This is a genomic window from Phycicoccus jejuensis, assembly GCF_044797865.1.
GTDB classification, from domain to species: Bacteria; Actinomycetota; Actinomycetes; order Actinomycetales; family Dermatophilaceae; genus Phycicoccus; species Phycicoccus jejuensis.
Window position 1 is genome coordinate 1620033 of the sequence record NZ_CP085209.1, and the last position, 16363, is coordinate 1636395.

Here is a 16363-nt window from a genome sequence, read left to right on the forward strand (position 1 = left end):
GCACGTGCGGGCTTTCCGTGGTCCGCCACGGAACTCGGGCGCGACAACCCCGCACGTGCGGGCTTTTCGTTGTGCGGGAGGCGTGCGGGCATCGACAACCCCGCACGTGCGGGCTTTTCGTGGTCCGGTTCGGGCGGGTCGGGGCTGCGGCGGGACGGCGGCGCGCGGTGGCACGATGGCGGCCATGAGCGACGACGCGGTCGACCGGGCCCAGCGAGCACTCGAGGAGGGCATCTCGCGGGACTTCGGCACCGCGATGTCGTACGGCGCCTACCTCGACCTCGACACGCTGCTGTCGGCGCAGCACCCCCGCAGCGAGCCGCCCCAGCACGACGAGCTGCTCTTCATCGTGCAGCACCAGGTCTCGGAGCTGTGGCTCAAGCTCCTGCTGCACGAGCTGCGTTCCGCGCGAACGCTGCTCGCCGCCGACGAGCTCGCCCCGGCGCTCAAGCGGCTCGCGCGGGTCAAGCACGTGCAGCGCCAGCTCGTGGAGATGTGGGACGTGCTCGCGACCCTCACGCCGAGCGAGTACGCGCAGATCCGCCCGTTCCTCGCGACGAGCTCGGGCTTCCAGAGCGACCAGTACCGGGCGGTGGAGTTCCTCCTCGGCAACAAGAACGCCGACATGCTCCGCGTCTTCGAGCACGACGCCCGGGCGAGCGTCCTGCTCGGGGAGCTCCTCGCCGAGCCGACGCTCTACGACGAGTTCCTGCGCCTCCTCGCGCGCCGCGGGTACGCCGTCCCGGAGGCGGTCCTGCACCGTGACGTCCGCGCGCCCTACCGGCTCGACCCGGACCTCGTCGCCGTCGTCGCGGAGGTGTACGCCGCCCCGGACGAGCACTGGGGCGTCTACGAGACCTGCGAGGAGCTCGTCGACATCGAGGACCTGTTCCAGCAGTGGCGCTTCCGCCACCTCCAGGTCGTCACGCGCACCATCGGTCACAAGGTCGGGACGGGCGGATCGAGCGGCGTCGACTTCCTGCGCCGCGCGCTCGACCTCACGTTCTTTCCCGAGCTCTACGAGGTGCGCACACAGGTCGGCTGACCCGCGAGCGTCTCACTAGGGTCGAGGCATGCCGCCCCGGGTCATCCACACCGCGCAGGCCCTCGTCGACGCCGTGATGGAGGTGCCGTCCCTCCCGCGGGGCGGCGGCAACGTCATGGCCAGCTCCTACCGGCGCTACGCCGGGGGCGCCGTGACCATCCTGCTCGCGGCGGCCCGCTCGGGGGCGCGCGCCGTCCACGCCGGCGCGATCGGGACCGGCCCGAACGGCGACCTCGTGCGGGCCTCGCTCGCCGCGGACGGCGTGGAGGCGGCGGCCCCGCCGGTCGAGGGTTCGGACACGGGGGTCTGCATCGTCCTCGTCGAGCCGAGCGCGGAGCGCAGCTTCGTGACGACCCAGGGCGCCGAGCGCGAGATCACGGTCGCCTCCCTGGCGACGAGCGCCCCCGTCGCGGGCGACTTCGTGTGCGTCAGCGGCTACTCGCTCGTCGGGCGCACGCGCGAGCCGCTGATGGAGTGGCTGGGCACGCTCGACGGCGGGGTGCAGGTCGTCCTCGACCCGGGCGCCGCCTTCGCCGAGGTGCCCCCCGCCGTCCGCGACGCGCTGCTGGCGCGCACGACCGTGTGGACGGGCAACGCCGAGGAGTCGGAGGCGCTCGCGGGTCTGCGCGGCCTGCAGGAGGCGGCGCAGGTCGTGGCCGGCATCCTGCGGCCGGACGCCGTCACCGTCGTCCGTGACGGCCCGCGCGGATGCCTCGTGCGGGCGGACGGGCGCGTCGACGTGCTGCCGGGCCACCCGCAGCGACCGGTCGACACCAACGGCGCCGGCGACACCCACACCGGGGTGCTGCTCGCCGAGCGCGCGGCCGGGCTCCCGTGGGTCGACGCGGCCGTGCGTGCCAACGCGGCGGCCGCCCTCAAGGTCACGAGGCGCGGCCCGGACACCGCCCCGACGCGCGCCGAGGTCGACGCCTTCCTGGCGGGCTGAGCCGGAGCACCGGCGGGTAATCGGGGTGCGCGGGCTCAGCGCATCCGGCCGAGGTCCTCGCGGCAGCGGCGCTCGAAGCCGTCGAGCTCGGCGAGCGCGGCCTCGAGGTCGCGGCGGCGCTGCTCGAGGTCGGCCCGGCGCTCGTCGATCTGGGCGAGGACGTACTCGAGCTGGCTGCGCCGGCCGCGCGGTGCGTCGTAGAGGTCGATGATCGTGCGGATCTCCTCGAGCGGGAACCCGAGGCGCTTGCCGCGCAGGACGAGCCCGAGGCGGGTGCGGTCGCGCCGGTGGTAGACGCGCGTGGTGCCGCGGCGCTCGGGTGAGATGAGTCCGAGGTCCTCGTAGTGGCGCACCGTGCGGTGGGTGACGCCGAACTCGTCGGCGACCTCGGCGATCGTCCACGTCATGGCGTCGGACGCCGGGTCGACCTCGTCGGGCAGGACGTCCGTCGTGCCGGGGGAGGTGCGCTGGCTTGTCACGGGGGTGAGTATTGCTTTACGTTGACGTCAACGTCAAGAACGTGACCACCGCCGGCCGCCGTGACCCGGGGCCGTGCACCTCGAGCGCGAAGGGGCGCCCATGTACGAGCTCAGCAAGGACCACGAGGACTTCCGGGCGGTCGTCCGCGAGTTCGCGACCGACGCCGTCGAGCCGCACGTCGCGCAGTGGGACCGCGACCACCACTTCCCGGCCGACCTCGTGCCGCGCATGGGGGAGCTCGGGCTCTTCGGGCTCGTCGTCCCCGAGGCGTTCGGCGGGTCGCTCGAGGACGCCGACGGCGGAGCGTTCACGAGCCTGTGCATCGCCATCGAGGAGCTCGGCCGGGTCGACCAGTCGATCGGCATCACGCTCTCGGCCGGGGTCGGCCTCGGCATCAACCCGATCCTCACGTACGGCAGCGAGGAGCAGAAGGAGCGCTTCCTGCCCGACCTCGTCGCCGGTCGCGCGCTCGCCGGCTTCGGCCTCACCGAGCCGGACGCCGGGTCGGACGCCGGCGCCACCCGCACCAAGGCGGTGCTCGACGGCGGCGAGTGGGTCGTCGACGGGGCGAAGGCGTTCATCACGAACTCCGGCACCGACATCACCTCGGTCGTTACGGTCACGGCGCGCACCGGCACGCTCGAGAACGGCCGTCCCGAGATCAGCGCCATCATGATCCCCTCCGGCACAACCGGATTCACCGTCGAGCCGGCCTACCAGAAGATGGGCTGGAACATCTCCGACACCCACGGCCTCTCGTTCGCCGGGTGCCGCGTCCCGGAGGCGAACCTCCTCGGCGAGCGCGGACGTGGTTTCCACCAGTTCCTCAAGACCCTCGACGACGGGCGCATCGCGATCAGCGCGCTCGCGCTCGGCCTCATCACGCGGATGCGGGAGGAGGCCGCGGCGTACGCGAAGTCCCGCACCGCCTTCGGTCGCCCGATCGGCGTCAACCAGGGCGTGGCCTTCCCCGTCGCCGACCTCGCCGTCATGGAGGACGCCGCCCGCCTGCTCACCTACCGCGCCGCCTGGCTCAAGGACGAGCACGAGGCCGGCCGCCGCTCGGTCGAGGAGGTCAAGCAGGCCGCCGCGAAGGCGAAGCTCTACACCTCCGAGGCCGCGGTCACCGCGACCCGCATCGCGACCCAGGTCTTCGGCGGCAACGGCTTCATGGAGGAGTACCCGGTGGCGCGCTTCTACCGCGACGCGAAGATCCTCGAGATCGGCGAGGGCACCTCCGAGGTCCAGCGGATGGTCCTCGCGAAGGGCCTCGGCCTCCCGGCATGAGCACCGACCCCGTGACCACCGACGCCCGCGTCGCCGACGTCCGCGCCCGGCTGCAGGCCGCCCACGCGGCCTCGGCCGCGCCGACGGAGAAGGCGGCGGCCAAGCTCGCCGCCCAGGGCAAGCTCTACGTCCGCGACCGCATCGCGCTGCTGCTCGACGAGGGCTCGTTCGTCGAGGACGGCCGCTACGCCAACTCGCGCGCGGCCGGGCTGCCCGCCGACGGCGTGGTCACCGGGCGCGGCACGGTCGAGGACCGGCCCGTGGTCGTCATCGCCAACGACCCGACCGTCAAGGCGGGGTCGTGGGGTGCCCGCACGGTCGAGAAGATCGTGCGCGCCACCGAGACCGCCCTGCGCGAGGAGCTGCCGGTCTTCTGGCTCGTCGACTCCGCGGGCGCCCGGATCACCGACCAGGTCGAGATGTTCCCCGGCCGGCGCGGGGCGGGGCGGATCTTCCACCACCAGGTCGCGCTCTCGGGCAAGGTCCCGCAGATCTGCTGCCTCTTCGGCCCGTCGGCCGCCGGCGGCGCGTACATCCCGAGCTTCTGCGACGTCATCATCATGGTCGAGGGCAACGCCTCGATGTACCTCGGCAGTCCGCGGATGGCCGAGATGGTCGTCGGCGAGAGGGTGTCGCTCGAGGAGATGGGCGGTGCACGGATGCACTGCACCGTCTCGGGCGTCGGCGACCTGCTCGCCGCCGACGACACCGAGGCCATCGAGCTCGCACGCCTGTACTTCTCGTACGTGCCCGACTCGTGGCGCGTCCCCACGCCGAGCTACCACGCGGAGGAGCCGACCGCGCCGCTGACGCAGGCCAGCGTCCCCGAGCGCGAGAGCCAGCCGTTCGACGTCCACGAGCTGATCGACGGCCTCGTCGACGACGACAGCTTCTTCGAGATCAAGCCGCTCTTCGCCCCCGAGCTCGTCGTCGGCTTCGGCCGGATGGCGGGGGAGTCGGTCGGCATCGTCGCCAACAACTCGGCCGTCAAGGGCGGCGTGCTGTTCACCGACTCCGCCGACAAGGCTGCCCGGTTCATCTGGCTGTGTGACGCGTTCTCGATCCCGCTCGTCTACCTCGCCGACGTCCCCGGCTTCATGATCGGCTCCGAGGTCGAGCGCGGCGGCATCATCCGGCACGGCGCGAAGATGGTCTCGGCCGTCGCCTCCGCGACCGTGCCGCAGTTCTGCGTCGTCGTCCGAAAGGCTTACGGCGCAGGGCTCTACGCGATGGGCGGGCCGGGCTTCGGCCCCGACGCGACGATCGCGCTGCCGACGGCGCGCATCGCCGTCATGGGGCCCGAAGCCGCCGTCAACGCGGTGTACGCCAACAAGATCGCCGAGATCGAGGCCGCCGAGGGGGCCGAGGCGCGCGACGCGTTCGTCGAGGCGCGGCGGGCCGAGTACCTCGAGGACGTCGACCTCGAGCGGCTCGCGGCCGACCTCGTCGTCGACCAGGTGGTGGAGGCCGACGAGCTGCGGGCCGAGCTGCTGCACCGGCTGCGCTACGCCGCCCGCCGCGACCGGCACTTCTCGACCAAGCGCCGCGACGTCCCCCCGGTCTGACCTCGTCCGGTCCTCGGCGCCCACCCGTCGAGTGAACAGAACACGCCGCGGGCGCGGTCGCTCGCACGGCGTGTTCTGTTCACTCGACGGGTTCTCGCGTCGGGGTCGGGCGGCGTGCTCAGGCGCCGGCGATGTCGCGCAGCGCCGCGAGGTGGGCCTGCCACGCGTCGCGGCCGGCCCGCGTGAGCGACAGCCAGGTCCGCGGCCGCTTGCCGACGTAGCCCTTGCGGACCTTGACGTAGCCGGCCTGCTCGAGCGCCGAGACCTGCTTGGAGAGCACCGAGTCCGACACCTCCACCTCGTCACGGACGAGGGCGAACTCGGCCTCGTCGGCGCCGGCGAGGGTGGCGGCGATGCTGAAGCGCACCGGGGCGTGCAGGACGTCGTCGAGGCGGTGCCGCGCGTGCGGGGGTCGCGTGGTGCCGTCGGCGCTCACTTCGGGTCACCACGGCGGATGCGCACCGCCGCGAGGAGCATCGGAGCCGCGACGACGACCCCGGCGAGCACGAGCAGCCACGGGTTCTCGGACGGGGCGAGGCCGTCCATCTTCTGCTCCGCCTCGCGGACGTTGAGGCCGATGACGGCGACGAGGAACAGCCCGAAGGTGACGCCGAGGCCGACGTACCCGGCCCGGCGGGCGTGCCGGGGCCAGGCCTGCGAGGCGCGGGTCTGCCACGTGGCCAGGCCGACGATCGCCAGCGCGTACGCGACGAGCACGGGCTGCTCGAAGGGCGTGTCGTCGGTGGCCCGCGAGAGCGACAGGTAGGCGCCCATCGCGGCGCCGAAGCCGGCGGTGGCCCAGGCGTGGACGCGGCGCTCGGCGTCGCGACGGCCGGTGGCGGCCTCGGCGTGGGCGAGCCGCTCGCGGGCCTGCTGGGGCGTCAGGTCGTTCATCGAGGTTCCCTCCTGCGTCGTGTGCATGCAGATCACACTACGAAAATACTTTCCAATGCGTCAAGTACTTTCTGGCAAGCGCTCGCAGCGGGCTACGCCGCAGTACGTGACGCCACAGCGACGGTTACTGCGGTGTAGCCCGCGATCGTGCGGGGGGAGGGGTGGGTCAGCGGGTGCGCAGGTCGTGCCAGGCGAGGCCGAGCTCGCCGACGAGCTCGCGCAGCAGCGGGAGGGAGACGCCGATGACGGTGCCGGGGTCGCCCTCGATGCCGGCGACGTACGGGCCGCCGAGGCCGTCGAGGGTGAAGGCGCCGGCGACGCGCAGCGGCTCGCCGGTGGCGACGTAGGCGTCGATCTCGGCGTCGGAGAGGTCGGCGAAGTGCACGGTCGTGCTCGCGGTGCCGCCGAGCTGGCCGCCGGTGCCGCCGTCGCCCGTGTCGCGCAGGTCGACGAGCCAGTGGCCGGTGTGCAAGACGCCGGAGCGCCCGCGCATCCGGCGCCAGCGCTCGACGGCCTCGGCGGCGTCGGCCGGCTTGCCGTGCACCTCACCGTCGAGCTCGAGCATCGAGTCGCAGCCGAGGACGAGCTCGACCTGGAGGTCCTCACCGGACTCCTCGAGGCTCGTGACGACGTCCTCGGCCTTGGCGCGGGCGAGGAGCAGGGTGACGTCCTCGGCCGCGAGGGTCCCGTGCTCCTGCTCGGCCGCGGCGACGGCACCGGGCTCGTCGACGTCGGAGACCCGGACGACGGGCTCGACGCCGGCCGACCGGAGGGTCGCGAGGCGGGCGGGGCTGGCGGAGGCGAGGACGAGGGTGACGTCGGGCATGGCGCACACGGTAGACGGCGGCGCCCGGCCTCAGCCCAGCACCTCGTCGACGAAGCACCAGCGCCACGCCTCGCCGGGCTCGATCGAGCGCATCACCGGGTGGCCCGAGGTGTTGAAGTGGCGGCTCGCGTGCTGCCCGACCGAGGAGTCGCAGCAGCCGACGTGCCCGCACTCGGTGCACGAGCGCAGGTGCACCCACGTGAGGCCCTCGGCCCGGCACTCGGGGCAGCCCTCCGTGTCGGACGGGGGGTGCGGGGCGCTGTCGTCGGCGAGGTGCTCGCACGCGCCGGCCACCCGGTCGGGCGGGCGGAGCTCGGACTCGCGCACGCCGGCCGTGCGGGTGGCGCTCCACACGAGGGCGGTCTCCTCGGCGTCGAGCTGGGCGAGGACGCTCGTGAGGACGGCGTGGTCGACCTCGCCGTTGCCGCGGATGCGGAGCAGCTCCTCGCGCTCGGCGCGGATCATCTCGGCGCGCAGCCGGGCCCGGGCCTCGGCCGGGCTCTCGCGGTCGGTCGGACCGAGCGTGCCGAGGCGCTCCCAGCTGCGGTTGACCCGGTCGGCGGCCTGCTGCCGGATGACCTCGAGCACGTCCTGGTCGACGTCGGGGTCGGCCTCGAGGTGCCGCAGCCCGGCCCCGGTCGTCGCGCCGAGGACGGTCGCCTCCTGGAGCGCGTCCTCGCGCGGGTCCGGGCCGCGGACGTCGAGGGCGCGGGCGAGCGCGGGCAGGGTCGTGCCCTGGAGGACCAGGGTGCCGACGGTGACGACGAGGGCGATGAGGACGAGCTCCGGGCGCATCGGGGTCTCCTCGGGCAGCGTGAGGGCCGCCGCGAGCGTGACGACCCCGCGCATCCCGGCCCAGCCGGTGACGAGGGACCACCCGAGCATCTGGCGGCGGTCGGCCCGGCCCCGCAGCACCTGGACGACGGACTGCCCGAACAGCCACAGCGGCCGCAGGACGAGGACGGTCACGAGGACCGCGCCGGCGACGGCCAGCGTGCGCCCGGTGCCGAGCTCGCCGGTGCGGGTGTCCTGGAACAGCGCCCACACCTGCAGCCCGATGAGGAGGAAGACCGCGTTCTCGAGGACGAAGGTGACGCTGCTCCAGTTGATCCGCTCCGCCAGGCGCGACGGCGCGGACTGCAGCACCGGAGCTCGGTAGGCGAGCAGCAGGCCCGCCGTGACGACGGCGAGGACGCCCGACGCGCCGACGGCCTCCGCCGGGGCGTACGCGACGTACGGGGCGATGAACGACAGCGCGGTGTCGGCCGCGACCTCGGTCAGCCGCCGGCGCATCCAGCCGATGACGACGAACGCGACGACCCCGACGGCCACGCCGCCGACCGCCGCGACGAGCAGCTCGAGGGTGACCGACGTGAAGGTGACCTGCGTGATCTCGGCGCCGTGCGCCGCGAGGCCGGCCGCCGCGAGGGCGGTGCGGAGGGTGACGAGCGCGGTCGCGTCGTTGAGCAGCGACTCGCCCTCGAGGATCGTCGTGATCTTGCGCGGCAGGCCGATGCGGCGCGCCACGGCGGTGGCAGCCACGGCGTCCGGGGGCGCCACGACCGCCCCGAGGGCCAGTGCCAGGGCGAACGAGACGCCCGGCATGAGCGCCCAGACGACGAGCGCGACCCCGAACGCGGTGAAGAGGACGAGGCCGACCGACAGGCTGAGGATCTTCGAGCGGAAGGTGCGGATGTCGACGAGCGAGCTCGACAGCGCGGCCGAGTACAGCAGCGGCGGCAGCAGCCCGAAGAGCGCGACCTCGGGGGAGAGGCGGATCTCGGGGACCTGGGGGATGGCCGACAGCACGGCGCCGACGACGAGCAGCGCGATCGGCGCCGGGACCCGGAGGGGTGCGGCGAGACGGCTGACGACGATGACGACGAGGATGATGGCGACGACGAGCGCGGCGGGCTCCACGGCGTGCATTCTCGCCTGTTGCGGCGCCGGAGGGGAGCCCGGGGCCGGGCGGACCCCGCGGTGCCCGGTCCGTGGACGGTCGGCGAACGGTCGGTGCGTTGCCGGCGCGCGGCCGGTCGTCAGCGGGGGACGACGTCCTCGAGGGCCCCGGTGAGGTAGTGCTGCAGGACCGGACCGACCGCGGCCGCGAGGCGGTCCGGGTCCTCCTCGGGGATGCCCGGGAGGGCCAGCACGTAGCGCGAGAAGATGTAGCCGACGAGCTGGCTGCCGATGAGCGAGGCCCGCAGCTCCGGCTCGTCCTCGCCGAGCAGGCGCGCGAGCGGGGTGAGCATCCGGTCGGACAGGACGTCGCGGACGAGCAGCGCGGCGTCGTCCTCCGAGGCCGCGGCGCGCACGAGGCCGGTCATCGACTGCCGGGTGCCGGGGTCGTCGAACATCCGGACGACCACCTGCGCGAGGCGGTACCCGGCCCGCTCCGGGCCCTCGGACATCACCGCGCCCGCGAGCTGGTCGGGGTCGAAGGGGAAGTCGACGACCGCGACGAAGAGGTTCTGCTTGGTGCCGAAGTAGTGCGTGACGAGCCGGGTGTCGACGTCGGCCTCACGGGCGATGGCCCGCAGCGTCGTGCCGGGGTACCCGTGCTCACCGAACTGGTGCGTGGCGGCGGCGAGGATGTCCTCGCGGGTGTTGCTGCCCGCCGGGCGTCGCCCTCGTGATCTCGGCATGGGTGCTCCTCCGGGTCCGGGTCCCACGGTCGCAGGACGGGGAGGCGTCGACCCGGCCGTCGGCCCCACCCCCCGGTGATCCACCAGCGTAGGGGACGCGGGTCCACCGGTGTCCACCCCCTCGGGCCCTCGAGTTTTCCCGGCCGGTGCGTCCGGGTGCCTCAGCCCCCGACGACGGCGGTGCGCAGCACGTCGAGCCCGACCGAGCCGACGTCGAGCGCCCGGCGGTGGAAGTCCTTGAGCGAGAACGCGTCCCCCTCGCGGGCGGCCACCTCGTCGCGCATCTGGAGCCAGAGCCGCTCGCCGATCTTGTAGCTCGGGGCCTGCCCGGGCCAGCCCAGGTAGCGGTCGAGCTCGAAGCGCAGCGAGGCCTCGTCGTTGCGGGCGTGGCGGCTGAGCAGCGTCCAGGCCTTCTCGTAGGTCCACGCGCCACCGCCGACCTCGGCCGGGGCCTCGAACCCGCAGTGGACGCCGATGTCGATGACGACGCGCACCGCGCGCAGCGACTGGGCGTCGAGCATCCCGAGGTACATGCCGGGGTCCTCGAGGTACCCGAGCTCGGCCATGAGCCGCTCGGCGTACAGGGCCCAGCCCTCGCCGTGACCGCTGACCCAGCACATCATCCGGCGCCACTTGTTGAGCAGCTCGCGGCGGTACACCGTCTGCGCGACCTGGAGGTGGTGCCCCGGCACGCCCTCGTGGTAGACGGTCGTCAGCTCCTTCCAGGTGCCGAACTCCGTGACGCCCTTGGGCACCGACCACCACATCCGGCCGGGGCGCGCGAAGTCGTCGCTCGGGCCGGTGTAGTAGATGCCGCCGGTCTGCGTCGGGGCGATGCGGCACTCGATGGTGCGCACCGGCTCCGGGATGTCGAAGTGGGTGCCGGCGAGCGCCTCGATGGCCTCGTCGGCGCGCACCTGCATCCACCGCTGGAGCGCGTCCGTGCCGTGGAGGCGGTAGGCCTCGTCGCGGTCGAGGTGCGCGACGGCGTCGTCGACCGAGCCGCCGGGGACGATGCGGGCGGCGGTGCGCTCCATGTCGGCGGTGATGCGGGCGAGCTCCTCCTGACCCCACGCGTAGGTCTCCTCGAGGTCGACGGCCGCGCCGAGGAAGGAGCGCGAGGCGAGGGCGTAGCGGTCGCGGCCGGCGGCGTCGGACTCCGGCGCCCGGTCGAGCAGGTGCGTCGCGAGGTCCTCGCCGGCGCGACGGTAGGCGGCGGCCGCGCCCTCCACGGCCCGGCGCAGGTCGGCGGCGACGGCGTCGTCGAGCGGCGCGTCGCCCGCCCGGGCTCCCGAGAGGAGGCCCGCGAAGTAGCCGTCGGGGGCGACGAGGTCCTCGCACTGGCGGATGCAGGCCTCGACCTGCCGCCGCGGCGTGACGAGCCCGCGGTCGGCCGTCTCGCGCAGGGTCCCGGTGTACTGCTCGAGCGCCCGCGGGATCTGCCCGACGCGGGCGGCCATCGTCGCCCAGTCGTCCTGGGTGTCGGTCGCCATGAGGTCGAGGACGTCGCGGACGCCCTGCAGCGGGGAGGCGATGACGTCGAGCTGCATCCGGTCCAGGCCGGCGTCGTGGGTCTCGAGCGCGAGGCCGAGCCGCTCGCGCATCGCGGCGACGGTGACGCGGTCGACGTCGTCGACCGGCTCCGCGGCGTCGAGACGGGCGAGGGTGGCGCGGGCGAGGTCCGCGTGGGCCGCGTAGCCCTCGGGGGAGAGGTCGTCGAGCTCGTGCTCGTGGCCGGGGACGCCGAGGTAGGTGGCCTCCATCGGGCTGAGGGCGACGGCGGCGTCGAAGTGGGCGTCGGCGACGGCGTCGACGGCGGTGGGGGTGCGGACGGTGGTGGGCTCGCTCACCCGGCGGACGCTACCCGAGGAGCGCGTCTGCGGCGCCCCGGTTTCCCGGCCTAGGCTCGGGTCCGTGACAGCACGCATCCGGTCGGTCAACGTCGGTGGCCCGCGCGAGGGCGTCGGGGCGCGCGGCCGGGCCAGCGCCATCGACAAGCAGCCGGTCGTGGCGGTCGAGGTGCGCGACCCCGGGCCGAAGCGGGGCGGGCTCGGCAGCGGGGTCGTCGGGGACGACGTCGTCTCGCGCAGGCACCACGGCGGGTCCTCGCAGGCGGTCTACGCCGTGGCCCGGGAGGAGCTCGACCACTGGGGCGTCGAGCTCGGGCGCGGGCTGCGCGACGGGCTCTTCGGCGAGAACCTCACGACGGAGGGCCTCGACGTCGACGCGGCCCTCGTCGGCGAGCGCTGGCGGGTCGGGACGGCGCTGCTCGAGGTGACCGGTCCGCGCATCCCGTGCGCGACGTTCGGGGCGTGGATGGGCGAGCGCGGCTGGGTGCGGCGCTTCACCGAGCGCGGGCGGACCGGGGCCTACCTCGCGGTGCTCGAGCCGGGGACGGTGTCGGTCGGCGACGCCGTCGAGGTCGTGGAGCGGCCGGAGCACGGCATCGTCGTCCCGCGGGTGTTCCGGGCGCTGTGCGGCGACCTGGAGGCCGCGGCCGAGGTGCTCGGGGCGCGGGTGCTCGACCCCCAGCACCACGCCGAGCTCGAGCGGTCGGTCGCCCGCCGCACCCCCTGACCCCCCGCCGATGTGCAGCAATCGTCGAATGTGTCGATTGATGCACGCCTGGACGGCACGGGGTGTGCAGGAATCGTCGAATGTGTCGATTGATGCACGCCTGGACGGCACGGGGTGTGCAGGAATCGTCGAATGTGTCGATTGATGCACGGTGGTCCAGTGGCGGCCGTCAGGCGGCCACTCGCACGACACGGAAATGTCGGCGCCACGCGTCGTGCGGTCGAGGCGGTACCGGCACACCCAGAGTCCTCAGCTCGTCGTGCAGCCGACTGACGAGGTTCTCCGTGGCGTTGAAGAGCTCGTCCGGAGTGACGACGAGGAACGTCCATCCGTCCTCCTCGGACAGGCGTGATCGGCGCGAGGAGTCGTGCAGACGTTGGGCGGGTTCCTCGTGCCAGCGGCCGTCGTACTCGATGGCGACCCGGTGCTCCTCGAAGGCGAGCTCGATGCGGTAGCGGATCGAACCGTCCTCGTGGTGGGCGGTGACATTGATCTGCGGTTCGGGGAGGCCGGACAGCACGATGAGCAGTCGCAGCGACGTCTCGGGTGACGAGTCGACGCCGTCCCGGACGAGGCGCGCGGCGTCGGTGGCCTCGGCGCGGCACTGGCCTTCCCAGCCCTCTGCCGACGCACGGAGGTCGAGCACCGTGATGTGTCCGCGCCGCACGAGGCTGTCCCCGAGGGCGACAAGGTCGACCAGCCCGAGGAACCTCGCGAGGTGACAGAACGTGACAGCAGGGGTGGTGACCGGGAGACCGTGCCGGCGCGTGGTGCCGAGTCGGTAGGTGAAGCAGTGCGGCTTGACCCCACGCAGCCGCCATCTCACGCGGCGGGAGAACGCGACGTGAACACAGTCGTGGTCCGGGACACGCCCACCCCAGAGGCGAGCCGCCGTCCAGTGGCTGAGGACTGCACCGTCGGGGGCGACGAGGAGCGCCGCTCGCGAGCGGACGACGACGGTGTCGGGCACCCGGACGTCGACGAGTACGCCACGCAGGACCGTCCGGTAGCGCGATCCGCGGAGCGCGCGCGCCGAGATGCCGAGGGCGACTGCGTCAGCCGCGAGGAAAGGGCCCAGCGGGTCGTCGGTCTGCATCCTTCGAGCGTGGCACCCGATGCAGCATCGGATCGCGTTGTCCACAGGCCAGGGGTGGCAGCAGGCTTGACGGGGCACGCCGTCAGCCGTCGGGGCGTACGGCAATCGACACATTCGTCGGATTGTGTACATCGGGCGAGTCCGGGGGTGTGCACGAATCGACACATTCGTCGGTTTGTGCACGGGCGTCAGCGGGAGGCCGGTGGGGGCGGGAAGGGACGGGGCGGGGAGGGACGGGGCGGGGAGGGACGGGGCGGGGCGGTCAGCGGCGGTAGGTGGTGTGCCAGGCGCCGGGGCCGTGGCCGACGGGCCGGCGGACGGCGGCGTCGTGGGCCGCCCACGTCGAGGTGCGCTGCGGCGGCGCCGGGTCCTCGCCGCCGCCGGCGGCCAGGAGGACGGCGACGACCGCCGCGACCTCCTCGGGGGTCGCGGGGCCGTGGACGACGATCGCCGGCGGCTCGTTCAACTGCACGTCGTCAGCCATCACAGGGCCGGGTCCCCCTGAGCTCTGGGCCTGCGAAGAGGTCATAGGGCGGGTCCCGTGGGAGGGCTGAGCCTGCGAAGCCATCACAGGGGGATGTTCCCGTGCTTCTTCGGCGGGAGGGACTCGCGCTTGGTGCGCAGCGCCCGCAGCGCCTTCGTGACGTTCATCCGCGTGTTCGACGGGGTGATGACGGTGTCGACGTACCCGCGCTCGGCGGCGACGTAGGGGTTGGCCAGCGCGTCCTCGTACTGCTTGATGAACGCCGCGCGCGCCTCCTCGACCGACTCGCCCTTCTCGGCGGCCTTCGCCAGCTCCTTGCGGTAGAGGATGTTCACCGCGCCCTGCGCGCCCATGACGGCGATCTGCGCGGTCGGCCACGCGAGGTTGATGTCGGCGCCGAGGTGCTTGGAGCCCATGACGTCGTAGGCACCGCCGTACGCCTTGCGGGTGATGACCGTGACGAGCGGGACGGTGGCCTCGGCGTACGCGTAGATGAGCTTGGCGCCGCGCCGGATGATGCCGTCCCACTCCTGGTCGGTGCCGGGGAGGAAGCCGGGCACGTCGACGAAGGTCAGCACGGGGACGTTGAAGGCGTCGCAGGTGCGCACGAAGCGGGCGGCCTTCTCGGAGGCGTCGATGTCGAGCGTGCCGGCGAACTGCATCGGGTTGTTCGCCACGACGCCGACCGAGCGACCCTCGACGCGACCGAAGCCGGTGATGATGTTCGGCGCGAACAGCGGCGAGACCTCGAGGAACTCGCCGTCGTCGACGACCTTCTCGATGACCTGGTGCATGTCGTAGGGGACGTTCGGGCTGTCCGGGACGATCGTGTCGAGGAAGCGGTCGTCGTCGGTGACCTCGAGGTCGAGCTCCTCGCCGAAGACCGGCGGGTCCTCCATGTTGTTGCTGGGCAGGTACGACAGCAGCGCCTTGACGTACTCGACGGCGTCGTCCTCGTCGGTGCCCATGTAGTGCGCCACACCGGATTTCGTGTTGTGCGTCCGCGCGCCGCCGAGCTCCTCGAAGCCGACGTCCTCGCCGGTGACGGTCTTGATGACGTCCGGGCCGGTGATGAACATGTGCGACGTCTGGTCGACCATCACGGTGAAGTCGGTGACGGCCGGCGAGTACACGGCGCCGCCGGCGCACGGGCCCATGATGAGCGAGATCTGCGGGACCACCCCGGACGCGTGGACGTTGCGCCGGAAGATCTCGCCGTACAGGCCGAGCGACACGACACCCTCCTGGATGCGCGCGCCGCCGGAGTCGTTGAGCCCGACCACGGGGCAGCCGACCTTCATCGCGAAGTCCATGACCTTGCAGATCTTCTCGCCGAAGACCTCGCCGAGCGAGCCGCCGAAGACCGTGAAGTCCTGCGCGAACACCGCGACCGTGCGGCCGTCGACCGTGCCGTACCCGGTGACGACGCCGTCGCCGTAGGGGCGGTTCTTGTCCTGCCCGAAGGAGACCGACCGGTGCCGGGCGTACTTGTCCATCTCGACGAACGAGCCCTCGTCGAGGAGCATCTCGAGGCGCTCGCGGGCGGTCTTCTTGCCCCGCGCGTGCTGCTTCTCGACCGCGCGCTCCGACCCCGCGTTGGCGACCTCCGCGACGCGCCGCTTGAGGTCGGCCAGCTTCCCCGCGGTGGTCGTGGTGTCGATGTCGGTCGGTACGTCGGTCCCGCCCATGGAGTGGTGGTCGCTCTTCGACATGACCCGAGCCTAGCCTTGGCGCCGTGAGCGAGAACCCCCTGAACGCGGCGCTGGACGCGGCGTCCGTCACACCCGGTGACCCATGGCTCCCGGTCGAGGTGCGGGAGCGGGTCGGGTCGACGAACGACGAGGTGCGCGCCGACCCGCGGCGGTGGCGCGTCCTCGTCGCGGAGGTGCAGGAGACCGGCCGTGGCCGGCTGGGGCGCTCCTGGACGACGACGCCCGGCACGGCGCTCGCCGTCTCGGTCTGCGTGCCGGTGCCGGCGTCCGGCGCCGGGTGGGTGCCGCTGTTCGCCGGGCTCGCGCTGCACCGGGCGGTCTCGGAGGTGGCCGGCGTCGCGACGAGCCTCAAGTGGCCCAACGACGTCCTCGTCCCCGGGGACGGCGACCGCAAGCTCGCCGGCCTGCTCTGCGAGTGGGTCCCGCCCGCCGGGGTCGTCGTCGGCTGCGGGGTCAACGTCGACACGCCGCGCGCGGAGCTGCCGCTCGACACCGCCACGTCGCTGCGGGCCGCGGGCGCACCGGGCGTCGACCGCGCCGCGCTGCTCACCTCCTACCTGCGCCACCTCGCCGCGGTCCTGCGGGAGGACACCGGCCCGGCGGGCCCGTCGGTCGCCGCCTACCGCGACGCGTGCGGCACGGTCGGGCGCGACGTCGAGGTCCACCAGCCGGACGGCAGCATCCGGCGGGGCAGGGCGACAGGCGTGGACGCGGAGGGCAGACTGGCCGTGCGCACCGAGGGCGGGACGACGAGCGTCTCCGCCGGCGACGTCGTCCACGTCCGGTCGCGCTGAGCGAGGGAGGTG

The 16363-nt window shown here is 73.4% G+C and carries 16 protein-coding genes; 6 read left to right on the forward strand and 10 right to left on the reverse strand.

What is annotated here, in order from left to right; genetic code table 11:
- Positions 1–184: 184 nt before the first annotated feature.
- A complete protein-coding gene (locus tag LG324_RS07635) occupies positions 185–1045 on the forward strand; it encodes a tryptophan 2,3-dioxygenase (protein ID WP_030527694.1) in 861 nt (286 codons plus the stop codon).
- A 28-nt stretch (positions 1046–1073) separates the two neighbouring features.
- A complete protein-coding gene (locus LG324_RS07640) occupies positions 1074–1991 on the forward strand; it encodes a PfkB family carbohydrate kinase (protein WP_404352805.1) in 918 nt (305 codons plus the stop codon).
- Positions 1992–2026: 35 nt separating this feature from the next.
- Here LG324_RS07640 and LG324_RS07645 read toward each other — a convergent pair whose 3' ends face one another.
- Positions 2027–2398: a MerR family DNA-binding transcriptional regulator gene (locus LG324_RS07645; RefSeq protein ID WP_030527692.1), complete on the reverse strand. Its 372-nt coding sequence runs from the start codon at positions 2396–2398 to the stop codon at positions 2027–2029.
- A gap of 172 nt (positions 2399–2570) precedes the next feature.
- Here LG324_RS07645 and LG324_RS07650 point away from each other — a divergent pair, with 172 nt between their 5' ends.
- Both LG324_RS07650 and LG324_RS07655 read left to right on the forward strand, forming a co-directional pair.
- A complete protein-coding gene (locus tag LG324_RS07650; RefSeq protein WP_030527691.1) occupies positions 2571–3758 on the forward strand; it encodes an acyl-CoA dehydrogenase family protein in 1188 nt (395 codons plus the stop codon).
- Positions 3755–5323 (forward strand): acyl-CoA carboxylase subunit beta, encoded by a 1569-nt coding sequence (locus tag LG324_RS07655; protein WP_404352807.1) that lies wholly within the window; start codon positions 3755–3757, stop codon positions 5321–5323. Before LG324_RS07650 ends, LG324_RS07655 begins: the two co-directional genes overlap by 4 nt.
- A 118-nt stretch (positions 5324–5441) precedes the next feature.
- Here the strand turns inward: LG324_RS07655 and LG324_RS07660 are convergent, their stop codons facing one another.
- The 6 genes from LG324_RS07660 to LG324_RS07685 all read right to left on the reverse strand — a co-directional run bounded on the left by LG324_RS07660 (position 5442) and on the right by LG324_RS07685 (position 11538).
- Positions 5442–5759, reverse strand: coding sequence for a winged helix-turn-helix domain-containing protein (locus LG324_RS07660; protein WP_404352808.1), 318 nt, complete (start codon positions 5757–5759; stop codon positions 5442–5444).
- Positions 5756–6244, reverse strand: coding sequence for a hypothetical protein (locus LG324_RS07665; protein WP_404352809.1), 489 nt, complete (start codon positions 6242–6244; stop codon positions 5756–5758). The genes LG324_RS07660 and LG324_RS07665 overlap by 4 nt, the downstream gene beginning before the upstream one ends.
- A gap of 139 nt (positions 6245–6383) precedes the next feature.
- Complete coding sequence (locus LG324_RS07670; protein ID WP_404352810.1) at positions 6384–7043, reverse strand: Maf family protein; 660 nt, start codon at positions 7041–7043, stop codon at positions 6384–6386.
- A gap of 30 nt (positions 7044–7073) precedes the next feature.
- Complete coding sequence (locus tag LG324_RS07675) at positions 7074–8972, reverse strand: cation:proton antiporter (protein WP_404352812.1); 1899 nt, start codon at positions 8970–8972, stop codon at positions 7074–7076.
- A 110-nt stretch (positions 8973–9082) separates the two neighbouring features.
- Complete coding sequence (locus LG324_RS07680; protein ID WP_030527685.1) at positions 9083–9688, reverse strand: TetR family transcriptional regulator; 606 nt, start codon at positions 9686–9688, stop codon at positions 9083–9085.
- 161 nt (positions 9689–9849) lie between these two features.
- Positions 9850–11538, reverse strand: a complete 1689-nt coding sequence (locus LG324_RS07685; RefSeq protein ID WP_404352814.1) for a DUF885 domain-containing protein — start codon at positions 11536–11538, stop codon at positions 9850–9852.
- A gap of 64 nt (positions 11539–11602) precedes the next feature.
- On the opposite strand from LG324_RS07685, the gene LG324_RS07690 reads away from it, so the two are divergent.
- Positions 11603–12265 carry an MOSC domain-containing protein gene (locus tag LG324_RS07690; RefSeq protein WP_404352816.1) on the forward strand — a complete coding sequence of 221 codons (663 nt, stop codon included), beginning with the start codon at positions 11603–11605 and terminating at the stop codon, positions 12263–12265.
- A 169-nt stretch (positions 12266–12434) separates the two neighbouring features.
- Here the strand turns inward: LG324_RS07690 and LG324_RS07695 are convergent, their stop codons facing one another.
- The 3 genes from LG324_RS07695 to LG324_RS07705 all read right to left on the reverse strand — a co-directional run bounded on the left by LG324_RS07695 (position 12435) and on the right by LG324_RS07705 (position 15533).
- Complete coding sequence (locus tag LG324_RS07695; protein WP_404352817.1) at positions 12435–13361, reverse strand: DUF559 domain-containing protein; 927 nt, start codon at positions 13359–13361, stop codon at positions 12435–12437.
- A gap of 262 nt (positions 13362–13623) precedes the next feature.
- Positions 13624–13833 carry an acyl-CoA carboxylase epsilon subunit gene (locus LG324_RS07700; RefSeq protein WP_404352818.1) on the reverse strand — a complete coding sequence of 70 codons (210 nt, stop codon included), beginning with the start codon at positions 13831–13833 and terminating at the stop codon, positions 13624–13626.
- A 95-nt stretch (positions 13834–13928) separates the two neighbouring features.
- Positions 13929–15533 (reverse strand): acyl-CoA carboxylase subunit beta, encoded by a 1605-nt coding sequence (locus LG324_RS07705; RefSeq protein WP_030527680.1) that lies wholly within the window; start codon positions 15531–15533, stop codon positions 13929–13931.
- A 47-nt stretch (positions 15534–15580) separates the two neighbouring features.
- On the opposite strand from LG324_RS07705, the gene LG324_RS07710 reads away from it, so the two are divergent.
- Entirely contained in the window at positions 15581–16351 is a 771-nt protein-coding gene (locus tag LG324_RS07710; protein WP_404352819.1) for a biotin--[acetyl-CoA-carboxylase] ligase, read from the forward strand.
- The last annotated feature ends 12 nt before the right edge of the window (positions 16352–16363 follow it).